At 63.9% G+C, this 18,414-nt stretch carries 20 protein-coding genes, 1 pseudogene and 1 riboswitch; of the genes and pseudogenes, 16 read left to right on the top strand and 5 right to left on the bottom strand.

Translation table 11 applies throughout. The features are described from left to right. Positions 1-117 precede the first annotated feature (117 nt). Positions 118-789 carry a flagellar basal body L-ring protein FlgH gene (locus B0G76_RS00505; protein ID WP_120289226.1) on the top strand — a complete coding sequence of 224 codons (672 nt, stop codon included), beginning with the start codon at positions 118-120 and terminating at the stop codon, positions 787-789. 74 nt (positions 790-863) lie between these two features. On the opposite strand, the gene B0G76_RS00510 is transcribed toward B0G76_RS00505, so the two are convergent. From B0G76_RS00510 to B0G76_RS00530, 5 genes are all read right to left on the bottom strand, one after another. Beyond that, on the bottom strand, positions 864-1,604 hold the full coding sequence (locus B0G76_RS00510) for a response regulator (RefSeq protein WP_120296113.1): 741 nt from the start codon (positions 1,602-1,604) through the stop codon (positions 864-866). A 97-nt stretch (positions 1,605-1,701) separates the two neighbouring features. Beyond that, complete coding sequence (locus tag B0G76_RS00515) at positions 1,702-2,343, bottom strand: hypothetical protein (protein WP_120289227.1); 642 nt, start codon at positions 2,341-2,343, stop codon at positions 1,702-1,704. A 94-nt stretch (positions 2,344-2,437) separates the two neighbouring features. Continuing rightward, on the bottom strand, positions 2,438-2,899 hold the full coding sequence (locus B0G76_RS00520; protein ID WP_120289229.1) for a hypothetical protein: 462 nt from the start codon (positions 2,897-2,899) through the stop codon (positions 2,438-2,440). Positions 2,900-3,065: 166 nt separating this feature from the next. Continuing rightward, positions 3,066-3,875, bottom strand: a complete 810-nt coding sequence (locus B0G76_RS00525; RefSeq protein ID WP_409076741.1) for an SDR family NAD(P)-dependent oxidoreductase — start codon at positions 3,873-3,875, stop codon at positions 3,066-3,068. A gap of 23 nt (positions 3,876-3,898) precedes the next feature. Next, positions 3,899-5,650, bottom strand: coding sequence for an ABC transporter ATP-binding protein/permease (locus B0G76_RS00530; RefSeq protein ID WP_120296115.1), 1,752 nt, complete (start codon positions 5,648-5,650; stop codon positions 3,899-3,901). 363 nt (positions 5,651-6,013) lie between these two features. Further along, positions 6,014-6,137, top strand: a riboswitch (TPP riboswitch). A 274-nt stretch (positions 6,138-6,411) separates the two neighbouring features. Here B0G76_RS00530 and B0G76_RS00535 point away from each other — a divergent pair. The 15 genes and pseudogenes from B0G76_RS00535 to hisG all read left to right on the top strand — a co-directional run bounded on the left by B0G76_RS00535 (position 6,412) and on the right by hisG (position 18,367). Next, positions 6,412-7,542: an FAD-dependent oxidoreductase gene (locus tag B0G76_RS00535; RefSeq protein WP_120296116.1), complete on the top strand. Its 1,131-nt coding sequence runs from the start codon at positions 6,412-6,414 to the stop codon at positions 7,540-7,542. A gap of 83 nt (positions 7,543-7,625) precedes the next feature. Then, positions 7,626-7,823 (top strand): sulfur carrier protein ThiS, encoded by a 198-nt coding sequence (gene thiS / locus B0G76_RS00540; RefSeq protein WP_120289231.1) that lies wholly within the window; start codon positions 7,626-7,628, stop codon positions 7,821-7,823. A gap of 39 nt (positions 7,824-7,862) precedes the next feature. After that, positions 7,863-8,679: pseudogene (locus B0G76_RS00545) on the top strand (thiazole synthase). Next, the gene (gene thiE, locus B0G76_RS00550) at positions 8,676-9,779 is read left to right on the top strand and encodes a thiamine phosphate synthase (protein ID WP_120289233.1); all 1,104 of its coding nucleotides are present in this window, start codon (positions 8,676-8,678) and stop codon (positions 9,777-9,779) included. Before B0G76_RS00545 ends, thiE begins: the two are co-directional and overlap by 4 nt. Positions 9,780-9,873: 94 nt before the next feature. Continuing rightward, positions 9,874-10,695 carry an ABC transporter ATP-binding protein gene (locus B0G76_RS00555; protein WP_120289234.1) on the top strand — a complete coding sequence of 274 codons (822 nt, stop codon included), beginning with the start codon at positions 9,874-9,876 and terminating at the stop codon, positions 10,693-10,695. Continuing rightward, on the top strand, positions 10,692-11,459 hold the full coding sequence (gene mlaE / locus B0G76_RS00560; RefSeq protein WP_120289236.1) for a lipid asymmetry maintenance ABC transporter permease subunit MlaE: 768 nt from the start codon (positions 10,692-10,694) through the stop codon (positions 11,457-11,459). The genes B0G76_RS00555 and mlaE overlap by 4 nt, the downstream gene beginning before the upstream one ends. A gap of 91 nt (positions 11,460-11,550) precedes the next feature. Further along, the gene (gene mlaD / locus B0G76_RS00565; RefSeq protein WP_120296117.1) at positions 11,551-12,108 is read left to right on the top strand and encodes an outer membrane lipid asymmetry maintenance protein MlaD; all 558 of its coding nucleotides are present in this window, start codon (positions 11,551-11,553) and stop codon (positions 12,106-12,108) included. Between the two features lie 11 nt (positions 12,109-12,119). Next, entirely contained in the window at positions 12,120-13,148 is a 1,029-nt protein-coding gene (locus B0G76_RS00570) for a VacJ family lipoprotein (protein ID WP_120289238.1), read from the top strand. 114 nt (positions 13,149-13,262) lie between these two features. After that, positions 13,263-13,895 (top strand): phospholipid-binding protein MlaC, encoded by a 633-nt coding sequence (locus B0G76_RS00575; protein ID WP_120289240.1) that lies wholly within the window; start codon positions 13,263-13,265, stop codon positions 13,893-13,895. Next, a complete protein-coding gene (locus B0G76_RS00580; protein ID WP_120289242.1) occupies positions 13,892-14,188 on the top strand; it encodes a lipid asymmetry maintenance protein MlaB in 297 nt (98 codons plus the stop codon). Before B0G76_RS00575 ends, B0G76_RS00580 begins: the two co-directional genes overlap by 4 nt. Positions 14,189-14,358: 170 nt before the next feature. Continuing rightward, a complete protein-coding gene (locus B0G76_RS00585; RefSeq protein WP_120289244.1) occupies positions 14,359-15,291 on the top strand; it encodes an ABC transporter ATP-binding protein in 933 nt (310 codons plus the stop codon). Further along, a complete protein-coding gene (locus tag B0G76_RS00590; RefSeq protein ID WP_120289246.1) occupies positions 15,288-16,043 on the top strand; it encodes an ABC transporter permease in 756 nt (251 codons plus the stop codon). Before B0G76_RS00585 ends, B0G76_RS00590 begins: the two co-directional genes overlap by 4 nt. 15 nt (positions 16,044-16,058) lie before the next feature. Next, positions 16,059-16,298 (top strand): BolA family protein, encoded by a 240-nt coding sequence (locus tag B0G76_RS00595; RefSeq protein WP_063497505.1) that lies wholly within the window; start codon positions 16,059-16,061, stop codon positions 16,296-16,298. An 18-nt stretch (positions 16,299-16,316) separates the two neighbouring features. After that, positions 16,317-17,672 (top strand): UDP-N-acetylglucosamine 1-carboxyvinyltransferase, encoded by a 1,356-nt coding sequence (gene murA, locus B0G76_RS00600; RefSeq protein WP_409076742.1) that lies wholly within the window; start codon positions 16,317-16,319, stop codon positions 17,670-17,672. Continuing rightward, the gene (hisG, locus tag B0G76_RS00605; protein WP_120289250.1) at positions 17,669-18,367 is read left to right on the top strand and encodes an ATP phosphoribosyltransferase; all 699 of its coding nucleotides are present in this window, start codon (positions 17,669-17,671) and stop codon (positions 18,365-18,367) included. Before murA ends, hisG begins: the two co-directional genes overlap by 4 nt. Positions 18,368-18,414: the final 47 nt, after the last annotated feature.

Below are 18,414 nucleotides of genomic sequence, written 5' to 3' on the forward strand. Positions count from 1 at the left end.
CATCGCGCCGGTTGAGGGTGCATGTGTCGCTTCGATTGCTTCGAATGCTTCGATTGCATCGTTAAGCCAGGCATCGCTACGGCGACCCCACCGTCCGTTTTCAATCAAGGAGCGTGCATGACTGCGCTACGTCTCACTGTCGTGCTCGGCGCGGCGGCCTGTCTCGCGGCTTGCGGAAGCAATCAGCAGCCGTCGATCGTCGAAACACCCATGTCGCCGCCGCTCGCATCGGCGCCGTTGAACGTCAATACGCAGGGGGCGATCTATCAGGCCGGCTCGCCCTTGCTGCTCTACGAAACACCGCGTGCCCAGCATATCGGCGACGTGCTGACGATCCGCTTGTCGGAGTCGTACAGCGGTAACAATAGCGCGACCGCCGCCGCGAGCCGTTCGAGCAGCATCACCGCGACGGCCGCCGATCAGTCGACCAACGCCGCCGCGCGGCTCGCGAGGCTCTTCAACATCGGCTCGGCCAGTACCGACTACAAAGGGCAGGGCAGTCTCACCGATATCAGCGGCATGACCGGCACGCTGGCCGTGACCGTGATCGGCACGATGTCGACCGGTAATCTGGTGGTGTCGGGGGAGAAGGTGATCGCGATGAGCGGCAACCGCGACCGCTTGCGCCTGTCGGGTATCGTCAATCCTAAGGATATCGAATCAGGCAATTATGTGGCGTCGAGCAAGGTCGCGAATGCGCGTATCGAGCAGGCCGGCGTGGGGATGGTGTCCGACGCCACCACGATGGGCTGGCTGCAGAGAATGTTTCTGAGCGTGCTGACGTTCTAGACCGGATTGTTGTGAATGTGCGCGCGACACGCCGCGCACGTTCTCTCAAGCGTCACCCAAACATCAGGCAAACGCTAGGCAAGCGGCGGCGCGTCGCGTTCCGCTGCGCCGATTTCGCCGTCCGGCACGAAGACGTAACCGCGTCCCCAGACGGTTTGCACATAGCGAGGCTCGGAAGGATCCACTTCGATCAGCCGCCGCAAACGCCAGATCGATACATCAAGGCTGCGATTGCGATGCGCCTCGCTATTGCCGTGCAGCTTCTCCAGCAATTGCGCGCGAGTGAGTACGGTCATCGCGTGCGTGACGAACACCTTGAGCATCGCAAATTCGCTCGAACGCAGCGGAATGCGTTCGCCATTGCGGCGCAATTCGCGCGCCGGGAAATTCACCTCAAAACGACCGAAGCGATAGGGCGCGCGCTGTTCCGGTGCGCTCGGCGCAATCGTGCCGCGGCGGCGCAGAACCGTGCGAATCCGCGCGACCAGCTCGCTTGGTTCGAATGGTTTGCCGAGATAGTCGTCGGCGCCGAGTTCGAGGCCGATCACGCGGTCGATCGGATCGGCGCGCGCGGTCAGCAGGATCACGGGAATATCGTCGCCAGCGACGCGCAAGGCGCGCAGCGCGCTGATGCCATCGAGCTCCGGCATCATGATGTCGAGCACGACCAGCGCGGGACGCTCGTTCTGCAATGCGCGCTGCAGCGCCATGCCATGTTCGAGCGTGGACACCGTGAAGCCTCGCCCTAGCAGATAGTCGCTGACGAGATCACGTACGACGGGGTCGTCGTCGACGACCAGAATGGATGGGTTCATCCAGGTCATCTTAGTGATCCGCGCGTGCGGCGCAAAGCGCGTAACGCTTTCGAATCCTTTCTCGCGTAAGAGAAAACAAGCAAAGCAGGCGGTACGCCTAGTTTGCCTGCGACGTCTGAATGGTCTGCATCGGCTGCCGGGCCAGCTCGGTTTGATCGACCACCATCTTGTCGATCAAGCCATTGAGCTTGGTCGATGCCGTAGAGAAACGGTCGGTATTGAGGCCGCCGGTCTGGTAACGCGCGGTGATGAGAATGCGCCCGTGCTGGATCAGCGTCAGATCGATGATCGACAGATACTGGATCGTTTCGTCGCTGAACGAGCGGCGGCCGTAATCGATTGCTGCGTTGTAGACGAGGCGTGCCTCGCATCCGGCGGGCGAGGTGCCCGGATTGTAGACGTCCGAACGAATGCCGTGCCGGTCGAGCGCAAGCTGCAGCGCCGGCACGAAATCGCCGACCGTCACCGTTTGATTCACTTCGATGCAGACGTTATGCACGTCCGCCCGCCGGCCATTGACGAAGGTCGGCGACGAGTAGTTCGCCGCGATCGCGTAGCCCGCCTGAATCACCGAGCCGGTGGCGTCGGCCGCCGAGATTAGCGTCCACGCGCAGCCGTTCAGACCCAGGGCGAGGGTGGCCGAGGCGGCGAGCCGGGCGCCGGGGCGCCGCAACATGACCCACGCAGCCAAAGGGGCTCGCGTGAAAGCGTAAGCGCGCAAGCTCGGCATAGAGGTCATGATGCGGTGCCTGGTGGCGGTGAAGAAGTGCGGTGTAACACTGGATACCAGTGATCGCAACGGTCGCGGCGGATAGTGGCAATACGGCCCACGCTCAGCGCGTGACGCGCAGGCGCAATTCGTTTTGCCCTTGCACGCTTGCCGTGACGTTCACGCGCCGGTCGTCGGTGGTCACGATGAAATGCTGACGCGTCGGCGTGTTGACGTCATGCACGACGTTCGGGAAGCAGGCGGCGATATCGGCGCCGAATTCTTCGAGCGGATCGCTGATGACGCCGTCAGCTTGCCAGTGCGCGCGCCAGTGGCAATCGTAGGCATGCGTATTGGCGCGGCAGTCATCCGTGGCCGACACACCTGGCAGTTGCGCGGCGGGTTGCGCGTGCAACTGCTTGAAGTCGGGGGCGTCAACAATGTGTTTGAGCGCGGGGCAAACGTCTGCTGGTTCGTTGGGCTGGGCGGCAAGCGCCGCGTGCGTGGTGCTCGCGAGCAGCAGGGCTGCACCCAGCGCTAGCGCTGCGCGGCGGGTCAAAGGATGGGAGTGGCGATCGAATGACATGTGCGAAGAGTCCAGTAGCAGTGAGGGGCGTGGCGGACCGGACGTGGTACGGTCCGCACGACTATCGTCGCTGCTACAAGGGCTTTTCAAAGCGGGGAACAGGTTGCCGGCTTCGCAACTGCTTTCGAACTCTTCTCGCGTGTTTCCGGATGTTGCGGCGCGCTGTCTAGCCGAGCGTGAGGCCGCCGTCGATATGGATCACCTGGCCGGTAATGTGACGCGTTTCGTCGGAGAGCAGGAACGCGATCAGGGCCGCGATATCCGCGGGCTCGGCAACGTGACCGAGCGGCGTGACTTCGGCGGCGCGGGTCCACACCGATGCATTATCGGCACTGGGGCCGCGATCTTTACGGGTATATCCAGGGGCCACGCAATTGACCGTCACGCCATGCGGCGCAAGTTCGGCGGCTGCGGTTTTAGCCAGCGATTCGATCGCCGCCTTCGCCGCCGCCGTGGCGGCGAACGGTGCATCCACGCGATAGCGGTGCGCGACGAACGAACTCAGCGCCACCACGCGACCCCGCTCCGAGGTTGCCAGGGCGGGCGTCGCACGCTTGACGAGCGCGGCGAACGCGGCCGGCATGGCGGCGAAGGCGGCGCTGAGTGCATCCGTGTCGAGTGCGTTGAGCGTTTGCCGTTGCGCGTGACCGGCGTTCGCGACCAGTTGATCCAGCGCGCCGAAGCTCGCGAGCGTTTGATGAATCACGTGTTCGGCGGCGCCGCGTTCGGCCAGATCGCCGAGCACCGTCGCGCAGCGCGCGCCGTTCGCGCTGCAATCGGCGGCGACTTGTGCAAGACGCTGACGCGCTTCGTCGTCGGCACCGCGCGCATGCAGCATCAACGCGGTGCGCGGCGCGGCGATGCGCCGGGCCAGTGCCGCGCCGATGCCGGAACTTGCGCCGGTGATCAGCACAACGCGATCGAACCCGGCGCCGCTCATGCCAGCCGTGCCGTTCGTGTCACCCGTGCTGCTCATGTCGCTCGCGTGGCTCATGCTGGTCACGCTGCAATCGGTTCGCCCGAGCGCTCGACGTCAAGCGTGTCGCCATGGAACGCCGCCAGCGATTCGCGATGCGCGACGCTGACGATCGCCGCCTTCGGCAGCCGCTCGGTGAACAGGTGATAAAGACGTGCTTCGTTCTCCGCATCGAGCGCGCTGGTCGCTTCGTCGAGGAACAGATAGTCCGGCTTGTGCAGCAGCACGCGGGCGCCGGCGAGACGTTGTTGTTCGCCCGGCGAGAGAATGCGCGTCCAGTGTCCCGATTCTTGCAGGCGGTCGGCGTACTCCGACAGGTGACAGGTGATGAGGGCTTCACTGCATTCTTCGTCGGTGTAAGTGTCCACGGCGGACGGATAGGTGAGCGCGGCTTTCAGCGTACCGATCGGCATGTAGCTGACCTGCGGGATGAACATCATGCGGGCGTTGACCGGGGCGTCGATCGAGCCGTCGCCGAACGGCCACAAGCCGGCGAGCGCGCGCATCAGCGTGCTCTTGCCCGAGCCGGACGGACCCCGCACCAGCCAGCGCGAGCCCGGCGTGATCACGATATCGCGGATGCGCGAAAGCGGGTTGCCGTTCGGCAGCGCAAGCTGGAGGCCTTCGGTGGTGAGCTTGTCTTCGTCGACGAAATGCAGGTTGATGCCGCCGTGCGCGGTGCCGGGCGACACCGATTCCTTCAGACGCGGCGCATGCACGATGCGGCTAAATTCACGCAATCGGTTCACGGTAGCGCGCCATTCGACCAGGGTGCCGTAACTATTGATGAACCATGAAAACGAATCGCTGACGGTGCCGAACGCGCTCGAAATCTGCATCAGCACGCCGAAGGTGAACGCGCCCGCGAAGTAACGCGGCGCCGCCACCACCAGCGGAAAGATGATCGCGATCTGACCATAGAAGCTCAGCACGAACGTGAGCCGCTTGGTGTACTTCATCACCTGCCACCAGTTGTCGCGGATGCGGCCGAACAGCGAGTGTGTGTTCTTCTTCTCGGTCTCCATGCCGTCGTAGAAGGCGATCTGTTCGGCGTTTTCACGCAGACGGATCAGGCCGAAACGGAAATCCGCCTCCACCTTCTGCGCCTGGTAATTGATCGACACGAGCGGATGGCCGACCTTCTGGATGATCAGCGAACCGACCACCGCGTACAGCGCCGCGGCCCACACCATGTAGCCCGGAATCTGCACCGGCATGCCGCCGAGCGAAACGGTCAGCGCACCGGCCAGCGACCACAGGATCGTGATGAACGAGACCAGCGTGACGACCGTGGACAACAGATCGAGCGTCAACGAGAGCGTAGTGGTGGCGAACGATTGCAGGTCGTCGCTGATCCGCTGGTCGGGGTTGTCGGCGAGCCGGTCGCGTTCGATCCGGTAGAAGGCGCTGTCGTGCAGCCACTCGTTGAGATAACGCGTGGTCAGCCACTGGCGCCAGCGGAAGCCGAGCATCTGGCGCAGATAGCGGCCGTACACGGCGAGAATGATGAAGCCGAACGCGAGCCCCGAGAACACCATCAGCAGGTGCGGAAAGTCGTGCACGTTCTTGGTTTGCAGCGCGTTGTAGAAGTCGGCGCTCCAGCGGTTCAGGCGCACGTTGATCCACACGACGAGCAGATTCATCACGACGATCGCGATGAGCAGCCCCCACGCCGTTTTTCGTTCTTCGGAAACCCAGTAAGGTTTGATCAGGCTCCAGGCGGAGACTCTATCGTCTGGCGGCAGCACGGGGCTGGAAGCGGTATTCGGTGTCATGAGCATCCTGATGAAGTGCTGGCCCATCGGGGCCGGCCTCAGTTGGGCCGGCTCCACGGCGGGTTTGCGGTGCATACCCTGGGCGTCGTGCTCGACGAACGCACGCCCGGGAGAGCGTCCGATTCTGGCGCGAAGCCCTTAAGTGAAAATTAATTTCCACCCAGCGGGCTCGCCCCGGTGCCGCCGTCGCGCATGTGGCTAAGCGTGCCGCCCGCGCCGGGCTCCTGCGGCATCCGGTCTTGGCATTGTGCCAGAGCGTTGCCTCCGGCCGTATTGGCGAATCGAAAGAAGGTGCCGGATCAATCGCGCGCCTGCATGGGCCGCTGGTTTGCGGGCGCCGCGCCTTTTATGGTCTAATGACCTTCGACGAAACAGGGGTGCTTTGCCCACAGGCTGCGTGATTCTCACGCAGCGGCGGCAAGGCTGAGAGAGACCCTTTGCACCCGATCCGGGTAATACCGGCGCGGGAAGTTTCCGGAAGCAGCCAGTCTTCCATTCCCCGCCGGGCGGCGTCCGTCATTGGACGCGCGTATTGCCCGGCCGGCCTCACCCGCCGGTTTCGTCCTGGGTACGTGCGCTTTTGGGCCGTACGGAAAGGACTCGATGACCGCCTATTCTTCAGACATGTGTTTTGCTGTTCGCCACGCCCTCGTCGGCTATGTCGATTACGTCGGCGCGCCTTGCTGCTTTAGCCTTGCTTGCCGTTGCCGTTGCCGTTGCCGTTGCCGTTGCCGTTGCCGTTGCGGTTGGGAGCGGGCGCGATGAACCGTTCTGCTCAACCTGATTTCGCTGTACTCGGCGGCGGGCTGTGCGGGCGCCTGGTCGCGTGGCGTCTCGCCGGAGAGGGGCATCGTGTGGCGCTCTATGAGCGCGGCGATGCCACGGGCTCGCAAGCCGCGGCCTGGGTGGCCGCCGCCATGCTGGCGCCGCTGGCCGAAGCCGCCAGTGCCGAAATGCTGATCACGCGCCTCGGCGCGACTTCGCTCGACACCTGGCCGCAAGTGCTGGCCGAATTGCCTGAGCCGGTGTTCTTCCAGCGCAATGGCACACTCGTCGTATGGCATCACGCCGACCGGACTGAAGCGCCGCTGTTCGAACGCCGCGTGCGCTCGAATGCGCCGGCCGAATTGCTCGACGGCGGCATCGTGACGCTGGCCGGTGCCCAGCTCGGCGCCGCCGAACCCGCCTTGGCGGGGCGCTTCAATCAGGGCTGGCTGCTCCCGCGCGAAGGTCAACTGGACAACCGTCAGGTGCTCGCGGCACTCGCTGCCGGCATGGCCCAGCGCGGTGTCGAAACGCACTGGAACACGCCGGTCGACGATCATGCGCTGCCGCCCGCACGCGTCACGATCGACTGCCGGGGTTTGGGCGCGAAGCCCGTGCTGCCCACGCTGCGCGGCATCCGCGGCGAAGTCGCCCGCGTGCGTGCGCCCGGTATCAAGCTGACGCGGCCGGTGCGGCTGCTGCATCCGCGCTACCCGCTGTATATCGCGCCGAAGCAGGACGATCTCTACGTGATCGGCGCGACCGAAGTGGAAGGCGAGGACATGTCGCCGGTCAGCGTGCGCTCGGCGCTCGAGCTGCTGAGCGCGGCGTTTTCCGTGCATCCCGGCTTCGGCGAGGCCCGCATCCTCGAACTGAATTCGCAGTGCCGCCCAACGTTGCCGGACCACCGTCCGGCCTTGCTGTGGGATGGCGCGCAAACGCTGCGCGTGAACGGCCTGTACCGGCACGGCTACATGATCGTGCCCGAAGTCGCCGACGAAGCCGTGCGCTTCGCCGCGGCGCTGCTCGACGGCCGCATTGGCGACGCCGATGCCTTCGCCGACTGGCAAAGCGCCGCGCGCTGGAGCGAGCTGTTTCAACTGGATTCCACGCGGGAGCCGGCATGAGCGCCGTGCGCCTGCGGGTGAAATAACCGCAGGCGAACCAGCGCGCGCCGCTACCGCCATCGATTGGACCGTATTCGAATCTCATGGACATTCATATCAATCAGAAGCCGTTGTCGTTGCCCGATGGCGCGACTGTCGCCGACGCGCTCGCCGCGTTTGGCGCGCGTCCGCCGTTCGCGGTCGCACTGAACGGCGATTTCGTCGCACGCACCCAGCATGCGGCGCGCGCGCTGCAGCCGGGCGACAAGCTCGATGTCGTGCAACCCGTGGCCGGCGGTTAAGCCCCGCCCCACGCCTTGCCGGAGACCAGGATTATGCAAATGACTGCCCCCCAAACCGCCGACGCGCTCATGCTCTACGGCCAGACTTTCGCGAGCCGCGTGCTGCTCGGCACCTCGCGCTATCCGTCGCTGCAATCGCTGTCCGATTCGATCGACGCAGCACAGCCCGGCATGGTGACCGTCGCGCTGCGCCGGCAGATGAACGAAGGCGGCGCCGAAGCCGGCTTTTTCGACCTGCTCAAGCGCCACGGCGTGCCGCTGTTGCCCAATACCGCCGGCTGCCTGACTGTGGGGCGAGGCGGTGACGACCGCGCACATGGCGCGCGAAATCTTCGAAACCGAGTGGATCAAGCTCGAACTGATCGGCGACGACTACACGTTGCAGCCCGATCCGGTCGGCCTGATCGAAGCGGCTACGCAGTTGATCAAGGATGGCTTCAAGGTCCTGCCGTATTGCACCGAAGATCTGGTGATCGGCCGCCGCCTGCTCGATGCGGGCTGCGAGGCCCTGATGCCGTGGGGCGCGCCGATCGGCACCGGCAAGGGCGTAATCAATCCGTACGGGCTGCGCGTGTTGCGTGAACGCCTGCCGGACGTGCCGCTGATCGTCGACGCCGGTCTCGGCGTGCCGTCGCACGCGGCGCAAGTGATGGAGTGGGGCTTCGACGGCGTGCTGCTGAACACCGCCGTTTCGCAGGCAACGCACCCCGATGCGATGGCGCGCGCCTTTGCACTGGGTGTCGAAGCGGGCCGCCAGGCTTTTCTGGCGGGGCCGATGGCCGAGCGCGAAAGCGCGCACGCGAGCACGCCGGTGGTCGGCATGCCGTTCTGGCATCAAGACGGGAGCGCCGCATGACGCAAACTTTGCCTTTGACTGGCCGCGATCTTTTCTGGCCGCCCGCCGATGAACTCACCGAATCCGCCGAGCGCATCCGCGCGCGCCTCGGCGAGTGGCCGCCGACGCATGCGCCGTGGCGCATCTGCCTGACCGCGCCGGACGAACCGAACGGTGGGGACCTGATCGTCGTCGCGGACGCGCAGCAGCATGGCGAGCAGGTAGCGCGCTGGCTGGTGCAGGGTGCCGGCGTGATCGTGGCTGCCGAGAATACGGCAGCACTCCATCTGGGCGGGGAAACATACCGTCTGGAAGGTCATCTGGCGGAAGACTGGATGCCCGCGCTGGCGGCGTTTCTGGACTGCGGCTTCGATCCGCATGATGCGCTGGTGCTGGCGCTGGCCTGGCGCGACGGCGATGAAACCAGGGCGGACGACGCCTTTCCGGCCGATATCGCGCATTTCCCGCGCTTGGCCGGCCTGCCGGCCGCGCCGGCGCAAGCGTTCGCGCGTTGTCCCGACCGGCTGGGCCTTTACCCGGTGCTGCCGACTGCGGAGTGGGTCGAACGGGTGGTGGGCTTCGGCGTGAAAACGGTCCAGTTGCGGCGTAAATCGGCCGAACCCGCCGACGAACTGAAGCGCGAAATCGCCCGCTGCGTCGCCGCCGGCCGTGAACACGATGCCCAGGTTTTCATCAACGATCACTGGCAGGCCGCGCTGGAAGCGGGTGCCTACGGCGTCCACCTCGGCCAGGAAGACGTGCATACGGCCGATCTGCCGGCGCTTGCCGCAGCCGGTATCCGGCTCGGTCTGTCGACCCACGGTTTCTACGAGATTCTGAGGGCGCTGCATTTCCGGCCCAGCTATATTGCGTTGGGCGCCGTGTTCCCGACCACCACCAAGGTCATGCCGACCGCGCCGCAGGGCCTCAAGCGTCTGGCGCGGTATGTTCGCCTGCTCGACGGCGTCGTGCCGCTGGTGGCGATCGGCGGAATCGATCTGCAGGTGCTGCCGGACGTGCTGGCGACGGGCGTCGGCTGTGCGGCCGTGGTGCGTGCCGTGACCGAGGCTGCCGATCCGGCTGCGGCGGTTTCTGCGTTGCAACACGGGTTTACGCGATAATCGTCAAGTTCAGTAAAGGGACAGGGCACCTCACGGCAGCTTTTGCATGATGGCCCTATAATTCGGCCTTCCGTGTAAAAGGACTGTCAGTTTCGTGTCTTCTTCCCCCGAGCCTTTACTCGAGCTGCGCGACGTCGACTTCGGTTATGGCGACCGGCTCGTCCTGTCGAACCTGAATCTGCGCTTCAAGCGCGGCCAGGTCGTCGCGGTCATGGGCGGCTCGGGTTGCGGCAAGACCACGGTGCTGCGCCTGATCGGCGGTCTGGTGCGCGCGCAGCGCGGCCAGATCCTGTTCCATGGCCAGGATATCGGCCAGCAGACGCGCGACGGCCTGTACGCGCTGCGCCGCAAGATGGGCATGCTGTTCCAGTTCGGCGCGTTGTTCACCGATATGTCGGTGTTCGAAAACGTCGCCTTCGCGCTGCGCGAGCACACCGACCTCCCCGAAGAACTGATTCGCGACCTCGTACTGATGAAGCTCAACGCGGTCGGGTTGCGTGGCGCACGCGACCTGGCGCCGTCGGAGATTTCGGGTGGCATGGCGCGTCGCGTCGCGCTGGCCCGGGCAATCGCGCTCGACCCCGAGCTGATGATGTACGACGAGCCGTTCGCCGGCCTCGATCCGATCTCGCTCGGCATCACCGCGAATCTGATTCGCGCGCTGAATCAGGCACTTGGCGCGACGTCGATCCTCGTGACGCACGACGTGCCGGAGTCGTTCGCGATTGCCGATTACGTCTATTTCCTCGCCAACGGCGGGGTGCATGCTGAAGGCACGCCGGCCGAGCTGCGCGCGTCGACCGATCCTACGGTGCGCCAGTTCATCGACGGCGCGCCGGACGGCCCGTTCAAATTCCACTATCCCAGCAAGACGCCGCTCGCGGCAGACTTCGGCATCGGCGGAGGTCAGTCATGATCAGTTCGATCGGCCGCTCGGTACTCGACGGACTGGGCACGGCCGGCTACGCCACGCGTTTCTTCTTCCGGCTGCTGCTCGAGTTTTTCCCGCTGCTGCGCCGGCCGCGCCTTGTCACGAAGCAGATCCACTTCGTCGGTAATTATTCGCTGGTGATCATCGCCGTGTCGGGGCTGTTCGTCGGCTTCGTGCTCGGTTTGCAGGGCTATTACACATTGAACCGCTATGGTTCCGAGCAGGCGTTGGGGCTGCTGGTCGCGCTTTCGCTGGTGCGCGAACTCGGTCCGGTGGTCACGGCGCTCCTGTTCGCGGGCCGCGCCGGCACATCGCTCACGGCCGAGATCGGTTTGATGAAGGCGGGCGAGCAACTGACCGCGATGGAAATGATGGCGGTCGATCCGGTGAAGGTGGTGGTGGCGCCGCGTCTGTGGGCGGGCATCATTTCCATGCCGATTCTGGCCGCGATTTTCAGCGCGGTCGGTGTGTTCGGCGGTTATGTGGTGGGCGTGCTGCTGATCGGCGTCGACGCCGGCGCGTTCTGGTCGCAGATGCAAGGCGGCGTCGACGTCTGGCGCGATGTTGGCGCCGGGGTCATCAAGAGCGTGGTGTTCGGCCTCGCGGTGACCTTTGTGGCGCTGTTTCAGGGCTACGAAGCCAAGCCGACGCCGGAAGGCGTGTCGCGCGCCACGACCAAAACGGTCGTGTATGCGTCGCTTGCGGTGCTCGGCCTCGATTTTCTGCTGACTGCACTGATGTTCAGCTAAGACTGCGCTGCACGTTTCCTGTCAGCGGGCGCGCCTCGGGTTGCGCGTGACGGGAGCGGGAGCAGCGTGGCGGATTCACTTTGGGATGACGATGAAAAAGACTGCTCTCGACTTCTGGGTCGGCCTGTTCGTAGTGTTGGGTTTCGTGGCGTTGCTGTTTCTCGCGCTGAAGGCCGGCAACATGAGCTCGTTGTCGTTTCAGGCAACGTACCCGGTCAAGCTCAAATTCGACAATATCGGCGGACTGAAGGCGCGCGCGCCGGTGAAGAGTGCGGGCGTGACGGTCGGCCGGGTTGCTTCGATCGGCTTTGACAGCAATGCGTATCAGGCTGTCGTCACGATCGACATCGACAAGCAATACCCGTTTCCGAAAGACACCTCGGCAAAGATCCTGACGTCGGGTCTGTTGGGCGAGCAATACATCGGGCTCGAACCCGGTGGCGATAGCGAGATGCTTAAAGCAGGTGACACAATTTCGATGACACAATCGGCGATCGTGCTCGAAAACCTGATCGGACAATTCCTGTATAGCAAGGCCGCGGACTCGGGCGCATCCAAACCGGGCGCGGGTTCGACTGCAGCTGCCCCTGCCACTGCGCCCGCGCCGTCGGCGCCGACTTCGCCCGCCTCTGGCGCGGCCGGTCAATAAGGAGAATAAAAATGCAGACCCTACGCATACGAGGCGTGCGCACCGTCCAGTTAGCGACGTTCGCGCTCGCGGCCGCAACGCTCGCCGGCTGCTCGACCGTTCAGACGCCGACCAAGGGCGACCCGCTCGAAGGCCTGAACCGCACGATCTTCACCGTCAACGACAAGCTCGACCAGTACGCGCTGAAACCGGTCGCGAGGGGCTACGTGTTCATCACGCCGCAGCCGGTGCGCGATAGCGTCACCAACTTCTTCTCGAATATCGGCGACGTCTACATTGCGGCGAACAACCTGCTGCAGTTGAAGATCACCGATGGCGTCGAAGACATCATGCGGATCGTGATCAACACGGTGTTCGGTGTCGGCGGTCTGTTCGACGTGGCGACGCTCGCCAAACTGCCCAAGCACGACAACGACCTCGGCCTGACGCTCGGCCACTATGGCGTGCCGGCGGGCCCGTACCTCGTGTTGCCGCTGTTCGGCCCGAGCACGGTGCGCGACGCGGTCGGCTCGATCGGCAATTACTATGTGAATCCGCTCAGCTACATTCATCCGGATGGACTGAGCTGGGCGCTGTACGGCCTGAACGTGATCAACACCCGTGCGAATCTGCTGGGCGCGAGCGACGTGCTGGAAGGCGCCGCGCTCGACAAGTACTCGTTCGTGCGTAACGCTTATCTGCAACGCCGCCAGTATTTGCTGTCGGAAGGTAAGCACTCGCAGGCGCTGCCGAGCTACGGTGATGAAGCACCGTTGCCGAAGTACGACGACGTCGACGGCGGCGCGGCTGCAGCGCCGGCAGGCACGCAGGGTGCAACAGCCAAGGCAGCGTCTGGTACGGCCGCCGCAACGCCGCCGCAAGCTGCGTCGGCAGCTGGAGCCACCGCGGGTGCAACCGGCACGGCAGCTGCACCTGAAGCCGCCTCCGGCAGCGAATCGCCGCCGCTCGACCTGAACGGCGGTCCGGAAACGACGCAGATTCCGGCCGGCCAACTGGTCCCGCCCTCGCGTTTCAACTTCCCGTCATTCAAATTGCGTTGATCGTGCAGCCGTAACACCTCGATACGACTCTCGCAGTTTGCGCATGGATTGCCGCTGAACTCGCGTGTTAATGTCGGTTCCAACGATTGCACAATTTTTAAGGCAAGGCTCGATATGAAAAAATTCTTCCTGATCCCGTTGTTTGCTGCGTTGTTTTCGTTCGCTAGTGCCGGTGCATCGGCACAAACGGTCGACTCCAGTTCGCCGGATGGCCTGATCAAGACCGTGACGCAGCAGGTGATCGACGCGATCCACGCTGACAAGTCGATCCAGCAAGGCGACATCACCCACATCACCAATCTCGTCAACGAAAAGATCCTGCCGTACACCGATTTCCGCCGCACCACCCAACTTGCGATGGGCCGGAACTGGCGCACCGCGACGCCGGAGCAGCAAAACGCCGTGGTCGAGCAGTTCAAGATGCTGCTGATCCGCACGTACTCGGGTGCGCTCGCCCAGGTTCGCGACCAGCAGATCCAGTACAAGCCGTTCCGTATGAATCCGGACGACACCGACACGGTGGTGCGCTCGGTGGTGATGAACAACGGCTCGCCGATCGAACTCGACTACCGTCTGTACAAGACGCCGCAAGGCTGGCGCGTGTATGACATCAACGTGCTCGGCGCGTGGCTGATCCAGGCGTACCAGCAACAGTTCAACGAGCAGATCCAGCAGAAGGGCGTGGACGGACTGATCCAGTTCCTCACGCAGCGTAACCAGCAACTCGCCGCGGGCAAGCAGTCGTGAGCGAAGTGCTGAACGCCGCCGTCGCAAGCCGCTTCGAAAGCGGCGCGACGCTGACCCACGAGAGCGCGAAAGCCGCGCTCGAGGCGGGTTTGCAGCGGATCGCCGCGGGCGCGAACGGCGTGGATTGCGCGCCGCTCGCGCAATTCGATTCGACCGCGCTTGCCGTCCTGCTCGCATGGGAGCGTGCCGCCCAGGCACGCGGCATCGCGTTCGAGATCGTCAACCTGCCGGCTGGTCTCGCCAGCCTCGCACAAGCCTACGGCGTCGACACGCTGCTTTCAGCGCGACATTGACGCTCCACTAGCGTCACTTCCAATCGCCCCGGCCGAGCCGGGGCTGCCGATTTTTGCCCTATAATCAAACGTTTTTTGGGGCATACAACCGGCCCCAATTTCGTCCCTTCCAGCACTTTTGCGCCCCCTCAGGGCTCCTTTAGGCGCCGCTCCGCACGCGGCCCATAGTCATGTCAGCCATAGAAATTCGTAACGTCAAGAAGCGCTACAAGGACTTGCAGGCGCTCAAGGGCGTCAGCCTCACGGTGGAAGAAGGCGAGTTCTTCGGACTGCTCGGTCCGAACGGCGCGGGCAAGACAACGCTCATCAGCATCCTCGCCGGTCTCGCGCGCGCCGATGAAGGCAGCATCGCGGTGCGCGGCCATGACGTAGTCGGCGATTTCCGCGCTGCGCGCCGTGCGCTCGGCGTGGTGCCGCAGGAGCTCGTGTTCGATCCGTTTTTCACCGTGCGCGAAACTTTGCGCATCCAGTCTGGCTACTACGGGCTGCGCAATAACGACGCGTGGATCGACGAGATCATGGCCAATCTCGACCTCACCGAGAAAGCCGACGCCAACATGCGCGCGCTGTCCGGCGGCATGAAGCGCCGCGTGCTCGTCGCGCAAGCGCTGGTGCACCGTCCGCCTGTGATCGTGCTGGATGAGCCGACCGCGGGTGTCGACGTCGAATTGCGCCAAACCTTGTGGAAATTCATCTCGCGCCTGAATCGCGAAGGGCACACGATCGTGCTGACCACGCACTATCTGGAAGAAGCCGAATCGCTGTGCGACCGCATCGCAATGTTGCGTCGCGGCGAGGTCGTCGCGCTCGAGCGCACCAGCACGCTGCTGCAGCGCTTTGCCGGCATGCAGCTGTTCCTGCGCTTTGCGCAAGGCACCTTGCCCGTGGAACTGCGTCCGCTCGAAGTGGAAAGCGGCTTGGGCAACGGCAACGGCCATCAGCATCTGCTGCGTCTCGCGAGCTATGACGACGTCGAGCGGATTCTCGCGCAGTGCCGCGCAGCGGGCTGCACATTAGAAGAAATCGAGGTCCGCAAAGCCGACCTCGAAGATGTGTTCGTTCAGGTGATGAACGGTCCGGAAGTGATCGAGGGGCTGGCATGAGCGGCTTTCGCACGCTGTTTTACAAAGAAATCCTGCGTTTCTGGAAGGTGTCGTTCCAGACCGTGCTGGCGCCGGTTATCACCGCGCTGCTCTATCTGACGATTTTCGGCCACGCGTTACGCGGTCACGTTGAGGTCTATCCGGGTGTCGAGTACACGAGCTTTCTGATTCCCGGCCTCGTGATGATGAGCGTGTTGCAGAACGCATTCGCGAATAGCTCGTCCTCGCTGATCCAGTCGAAGATCACCGGCAACCTGGTGTTCGTGCTGCTGCCGCCGCTCTCGCACTACGAAATGTTCAGCGCGTATGTGCTCGCTGCCGTGGCACGCGGTCTGGCGGTCGGTTTTGGCGTGTTTATCGTGACGATCTGGTTCGTGCCGGTCAGCTTCAGCGCGCCGCTTTACATCATCGCGTTCGCGATTTTCGGCGCGGCGATCCTCGGCACGCTCGGTTTGATCGCCGGCATCTGGGCCGAGAAGTTCGATCAGCTCGCCGCGTTTCAAAACTTTCTGATTATGCCGCTCACGTTCCTCTCGGGCGTGTTCTACTCGACGCATACGTTGCCACCTGTGTGGCGCGAAGTGTCGCGGCTCAATCCCTTTTTCTACATGATCGACGGCTTTCGCTACGGTTTCTTCGGGATGTCGGATATCGATCCGCTCGTGAGCCTTGCGATCGTTGCCGGTTTCTTTGTGGTGCTGGCTGTGGTGGCGATGCGCATGCTCGCCTCCGGCTACAAACTGCGCCACTGATCAGGAGCTTCTCTTATGTTGCCGACTCCCGAACAGGTCAAGCAATACATCGCGGCTGGGCTCGCTTGCCAGCATCTCGAAGTCGAGGGCGACGGTCAGCATTTCTTTGCGACCATCGTCTCACCGAGCTTCGAAGGCAAACGTCTGATCCAGCGCCATCAACTCGTGTACGCGGCGCTCGGCGACCGCATGCGCGAAGAAATCCACGCGCTCAGCATGAAGACGCTGACGCCCGCCGAATGGCAGACCGCGTAATCTGGAAATTTAGTGCGAATTACTCAAGAAGGACGCGACGCCGGTAGCGGCGCGTCGAATACAGTCAAAGCAGGCCCGGCTGAAGTCCGGGTCAATCAGGAACTGACAGGCATGGATAAACTCGTCATTGAAGGTGGCTACCCGCTGTCGGGTGAAGTCGTCGTCTCAGGTGCCAAGAACGCGGCATTGCCGATCCTGTGCGCGTCTTTGCTGAGCGCGGAACCGGTGAGTCTGGAAAACGTGCCCGACTTGCAGGACGTGCGCACGATGCTCAAGCTGCTCGGCCAGATGGGCGTGCGAATCGAGAGCGGCGAGGGGCGCGTGTCGCTGGATGCGTCGAAGGTCGATAACCTGGTTGCGCCGTATGAACTGGTGAAAACCATGCGTGCGTCGATCCTCGTGCTCGGGCCGCTGGTGGCGCGCTTTGGTCACGCCAGGGTGTCGCTGCCGGGCGGCTGCGCAATTGGCGCGCGTCCGGTGGATCAGCACATCAAGGGCCTGCAGGCAATGGGCGCCGAAATCACGATCGAGCACGGCTTTATCGAAGCGCGTGCGAAGCGTCTGAAGGGCGCACGCATCGTGACCGACATGATTACGGTGACGGGCACCGAAAACCTGCTGATGGCGGCAGTTCTGGCCGAAGGCGAAACGGTCATCGAGAACGCCGCGCGCGAGCCGGAAGTGGGCGACCTCGCGCATCTGCTGGTCGAGATGGGCGCGAAGATCGAAGGCATTGGCACCGACCGTCTGGTGATTCAGGGTGTCGACTCGCTGCATGGCGCCAGGCACACGGTGATTCCGGATCGTATCGAAGCCGGCACGTTCCTGTGCGCGGTCGCGGCTGCCGGCGGCGATGTCACGCTGCGTAAGGTGCGTCCGCTGATTCTTGAAGCCGTCACCGAAAAGCTGCGCGAAGCCGGCGTCATGATCGAAGAAGGCGACGACTGGATGCGCGTGCGGATGAACAGGCGGCCGAGCGCGGTGAGCTTCCGCACGTCCGAATACCCGGCCTTCCCGACCGACATGCAAGCGCAGTTCATGGCGCTCAACACGATCGCGGACGGCACCTCGCAAGCCGTCGAAACGATCTTCGAGAACCGCTTCATGCACGTGCAGGAATTGAACCGCCTCGGTGCGAACATCACGATCGACGGCAACACCGCGCTCGTGACCGGCGTCGAGAAGCTGTCCGGCGCGAAGGTGATGGCGACCGACCTGCGTGCGTCCGCGAGCCTCGTGATCGCTGCGCTCCGTGCAGAAGGCGAAACGCTGATCGACCGTATCTATCACCTGGATCGGGGCTACGACCGGATGGAGAGCAAGCTCAACGCCATTGGCGCCAAGGTGCGCCGCATCGCCGGGAGCCAGGCATGAGTTCGATGCCGCAAACTTCGTTTTCGCCGGCCGTGAGCGCACCGCTCACGCTGGCGTTGTCGAAAGGGCGTATCTTCGAAGAGACGTTACCGCTGCTCGCCGCAGCCGGGATTGAAGTTGCCGAAGATCCGGAAACTTCGCGCAAGCTGATTCTGCCCACTACGGACGCGAACCTGCGCGTGATCATCGTGCGCGCCACGGACGTGCCGACCTACGTCGAATACGGCGCGGCGGACTTCGGCGTGGCAGGCAAGGACGTGCTGCTGGAGCACGGCGGTAGTGGCCTGTATCAGCCGGTCGACCTGGATATCGCGCGTTGCCGCATGTCGGTCGCGGTGGCGGCCGGTTTTGACTACGCGAACGCGGTGCGCCAGGGCGCACGCCTGCGCGTAGCGACCAAGTACGTTGAAACCGCACGTGAGCATTTTGCCGCCAAGGGCGTGCACGTCGACCTGATCAAGCTGTACGGTTCGATGGAACTGGCGCCGCTGGTCGGCCTCGCCGACGCGATCGTCGACCTGGTGAGTTCGGGCAACACCTTGCGCGCCAATAATCTCGTCGAGGTGGAGGAAATCATGCAGATTTCGTCGCGCCTCGTTGTGAACCAGGCGGCGCTGAAACTCAAGCGCGCCGCGCTGCGGCCGATCCTCGATGCGTTCGAACGCGCGTCGAAGGCTGGCGCCGCGGCGGCCTGACTAGTTTGACCACGCGAGTGGTCAAACTTTTAACGCGCGCCTTACCG

Origin of the sequence: Paraburkholderia sp. BL23I1N1, from assembly GCF_003610295.1 — a bacterium.
GTDB lineage: Bacteria > Pseudomonadota > Gammaproteobacteria > Burkholderiales > Burkholderiaceae > Paraburkholderia.

Coding starts and splice junctions, on each gene's coding strand:
- hisG (WP_120289250.1), top strand. CDS start 17,669: ATGAGTTCGATGCCGCAAACTTCGTTTTCGCCGGCCGTGAGCGCACCG.
- B0G76_RS00520 (WP_120289229.1), bottom strand. CDS start 2,899: ATGTCATTCGATCGCCACTCCCATCCTTTGACCCGCCGCGCAGCGCTA.
- mlaD (WP_120296117.1), top strand. CDS start 11,551: ATGAAAAAGACTGCTCTCGACTTCTGGGTCGGCCTGTTCGTAGTGTTG.
- thiS (WP_120289231.1), top strand. CDS start 7,626: ATGGACATTCATATCAATCAGAAGCCGTTGTCGTTGCCCGATGGCGCG.
- B0G76_RS00575 (WP_120289240.1), top strand. CDS start 13,263: ATGAAAAAATTCTTCCTGATCCCGTTGTTTGCTGCGTTGTTTTCGTTC.
- mlaE (WP_120289236.1), top strand. CDS start 10,692: ATGATCAGTTCGATCGGCCGCTCGGTACTCGACGGACTGGGCACGGCC.
- B0G76_RS00590 (WP_120289246.1), top strand. CDS start 15,288: ATGAGCGGCTTTCGCACGCTGTTTTACAAAGAAATCCTGCGTTTCTGG.
- B0G76_RS00525 (WP_409076741.1), bottom strand. CDS start 3,875: ATGAGCAGCACGGGTGACACGAACGGCACGGCTGGCATGAGCGGCGCC.
- B0G76_RS00530 (WP_120296115.1), bottom strand. CDS start 5,650: ATGACACCGAATACCGCTTCCAGCCCCGTGCTGCCGCCAGACGATAGA.
- B0G76_RS00585 (WP_120289244.1), top strand. CDS start 14,359: ATGTCAGCCATAGAAATTCGTAACGTCAAGAAGCGCTACAAGGACTTG.
- B0G76_RS00505 (WP_120289226.1), top strand. CDS start 118: ATGACTGCGCTACGTCTCACTGTCGTGCTCGGCGCGGCGGCCTGTCTC.
- B0G76_RS00535 (WP_120296116.1), top strand. CDS start 6,412: ATGAACCGTTCTGCTCAACCTGATTTCGCTGTACTCGGCGGCGGGCTG.
- B0G76_RS00515 (WP_120289227.1), bottom strand. CDS start 2,343: ATGACCTCTATGCCGAGCTTGCGCGCTTACGCTTTCACGCGAGCCCCT.
- B0G76_RS00595 (WP_063497505.1), top strand. CDS start 16,059: ATGTTGCCGACTCCCGAACAGGTCAAGCAATACATCGCGGCTGGGCTC.
- thiE (WP_120289233.1), top strand. CDS start 8,676: ATGACGCAAACTTTGCCTTTGACTGGCCGCGATCTTTTCTGGCCGCCC.
- B0G76_RS00570 (WP_120289238.1), top strand. CDS start 12,120: ATGCAGACCCTACGCATACGAGGCGTGCGCACCGTCCAGTTAGCGACG.
- B0G76_RS00510 (WP_120296113.1), bottom strand. CDS start 1,604: ATGAACCCATCCATTCTGGTCGTCGACGACGACCCCGTCGTACGTGAT.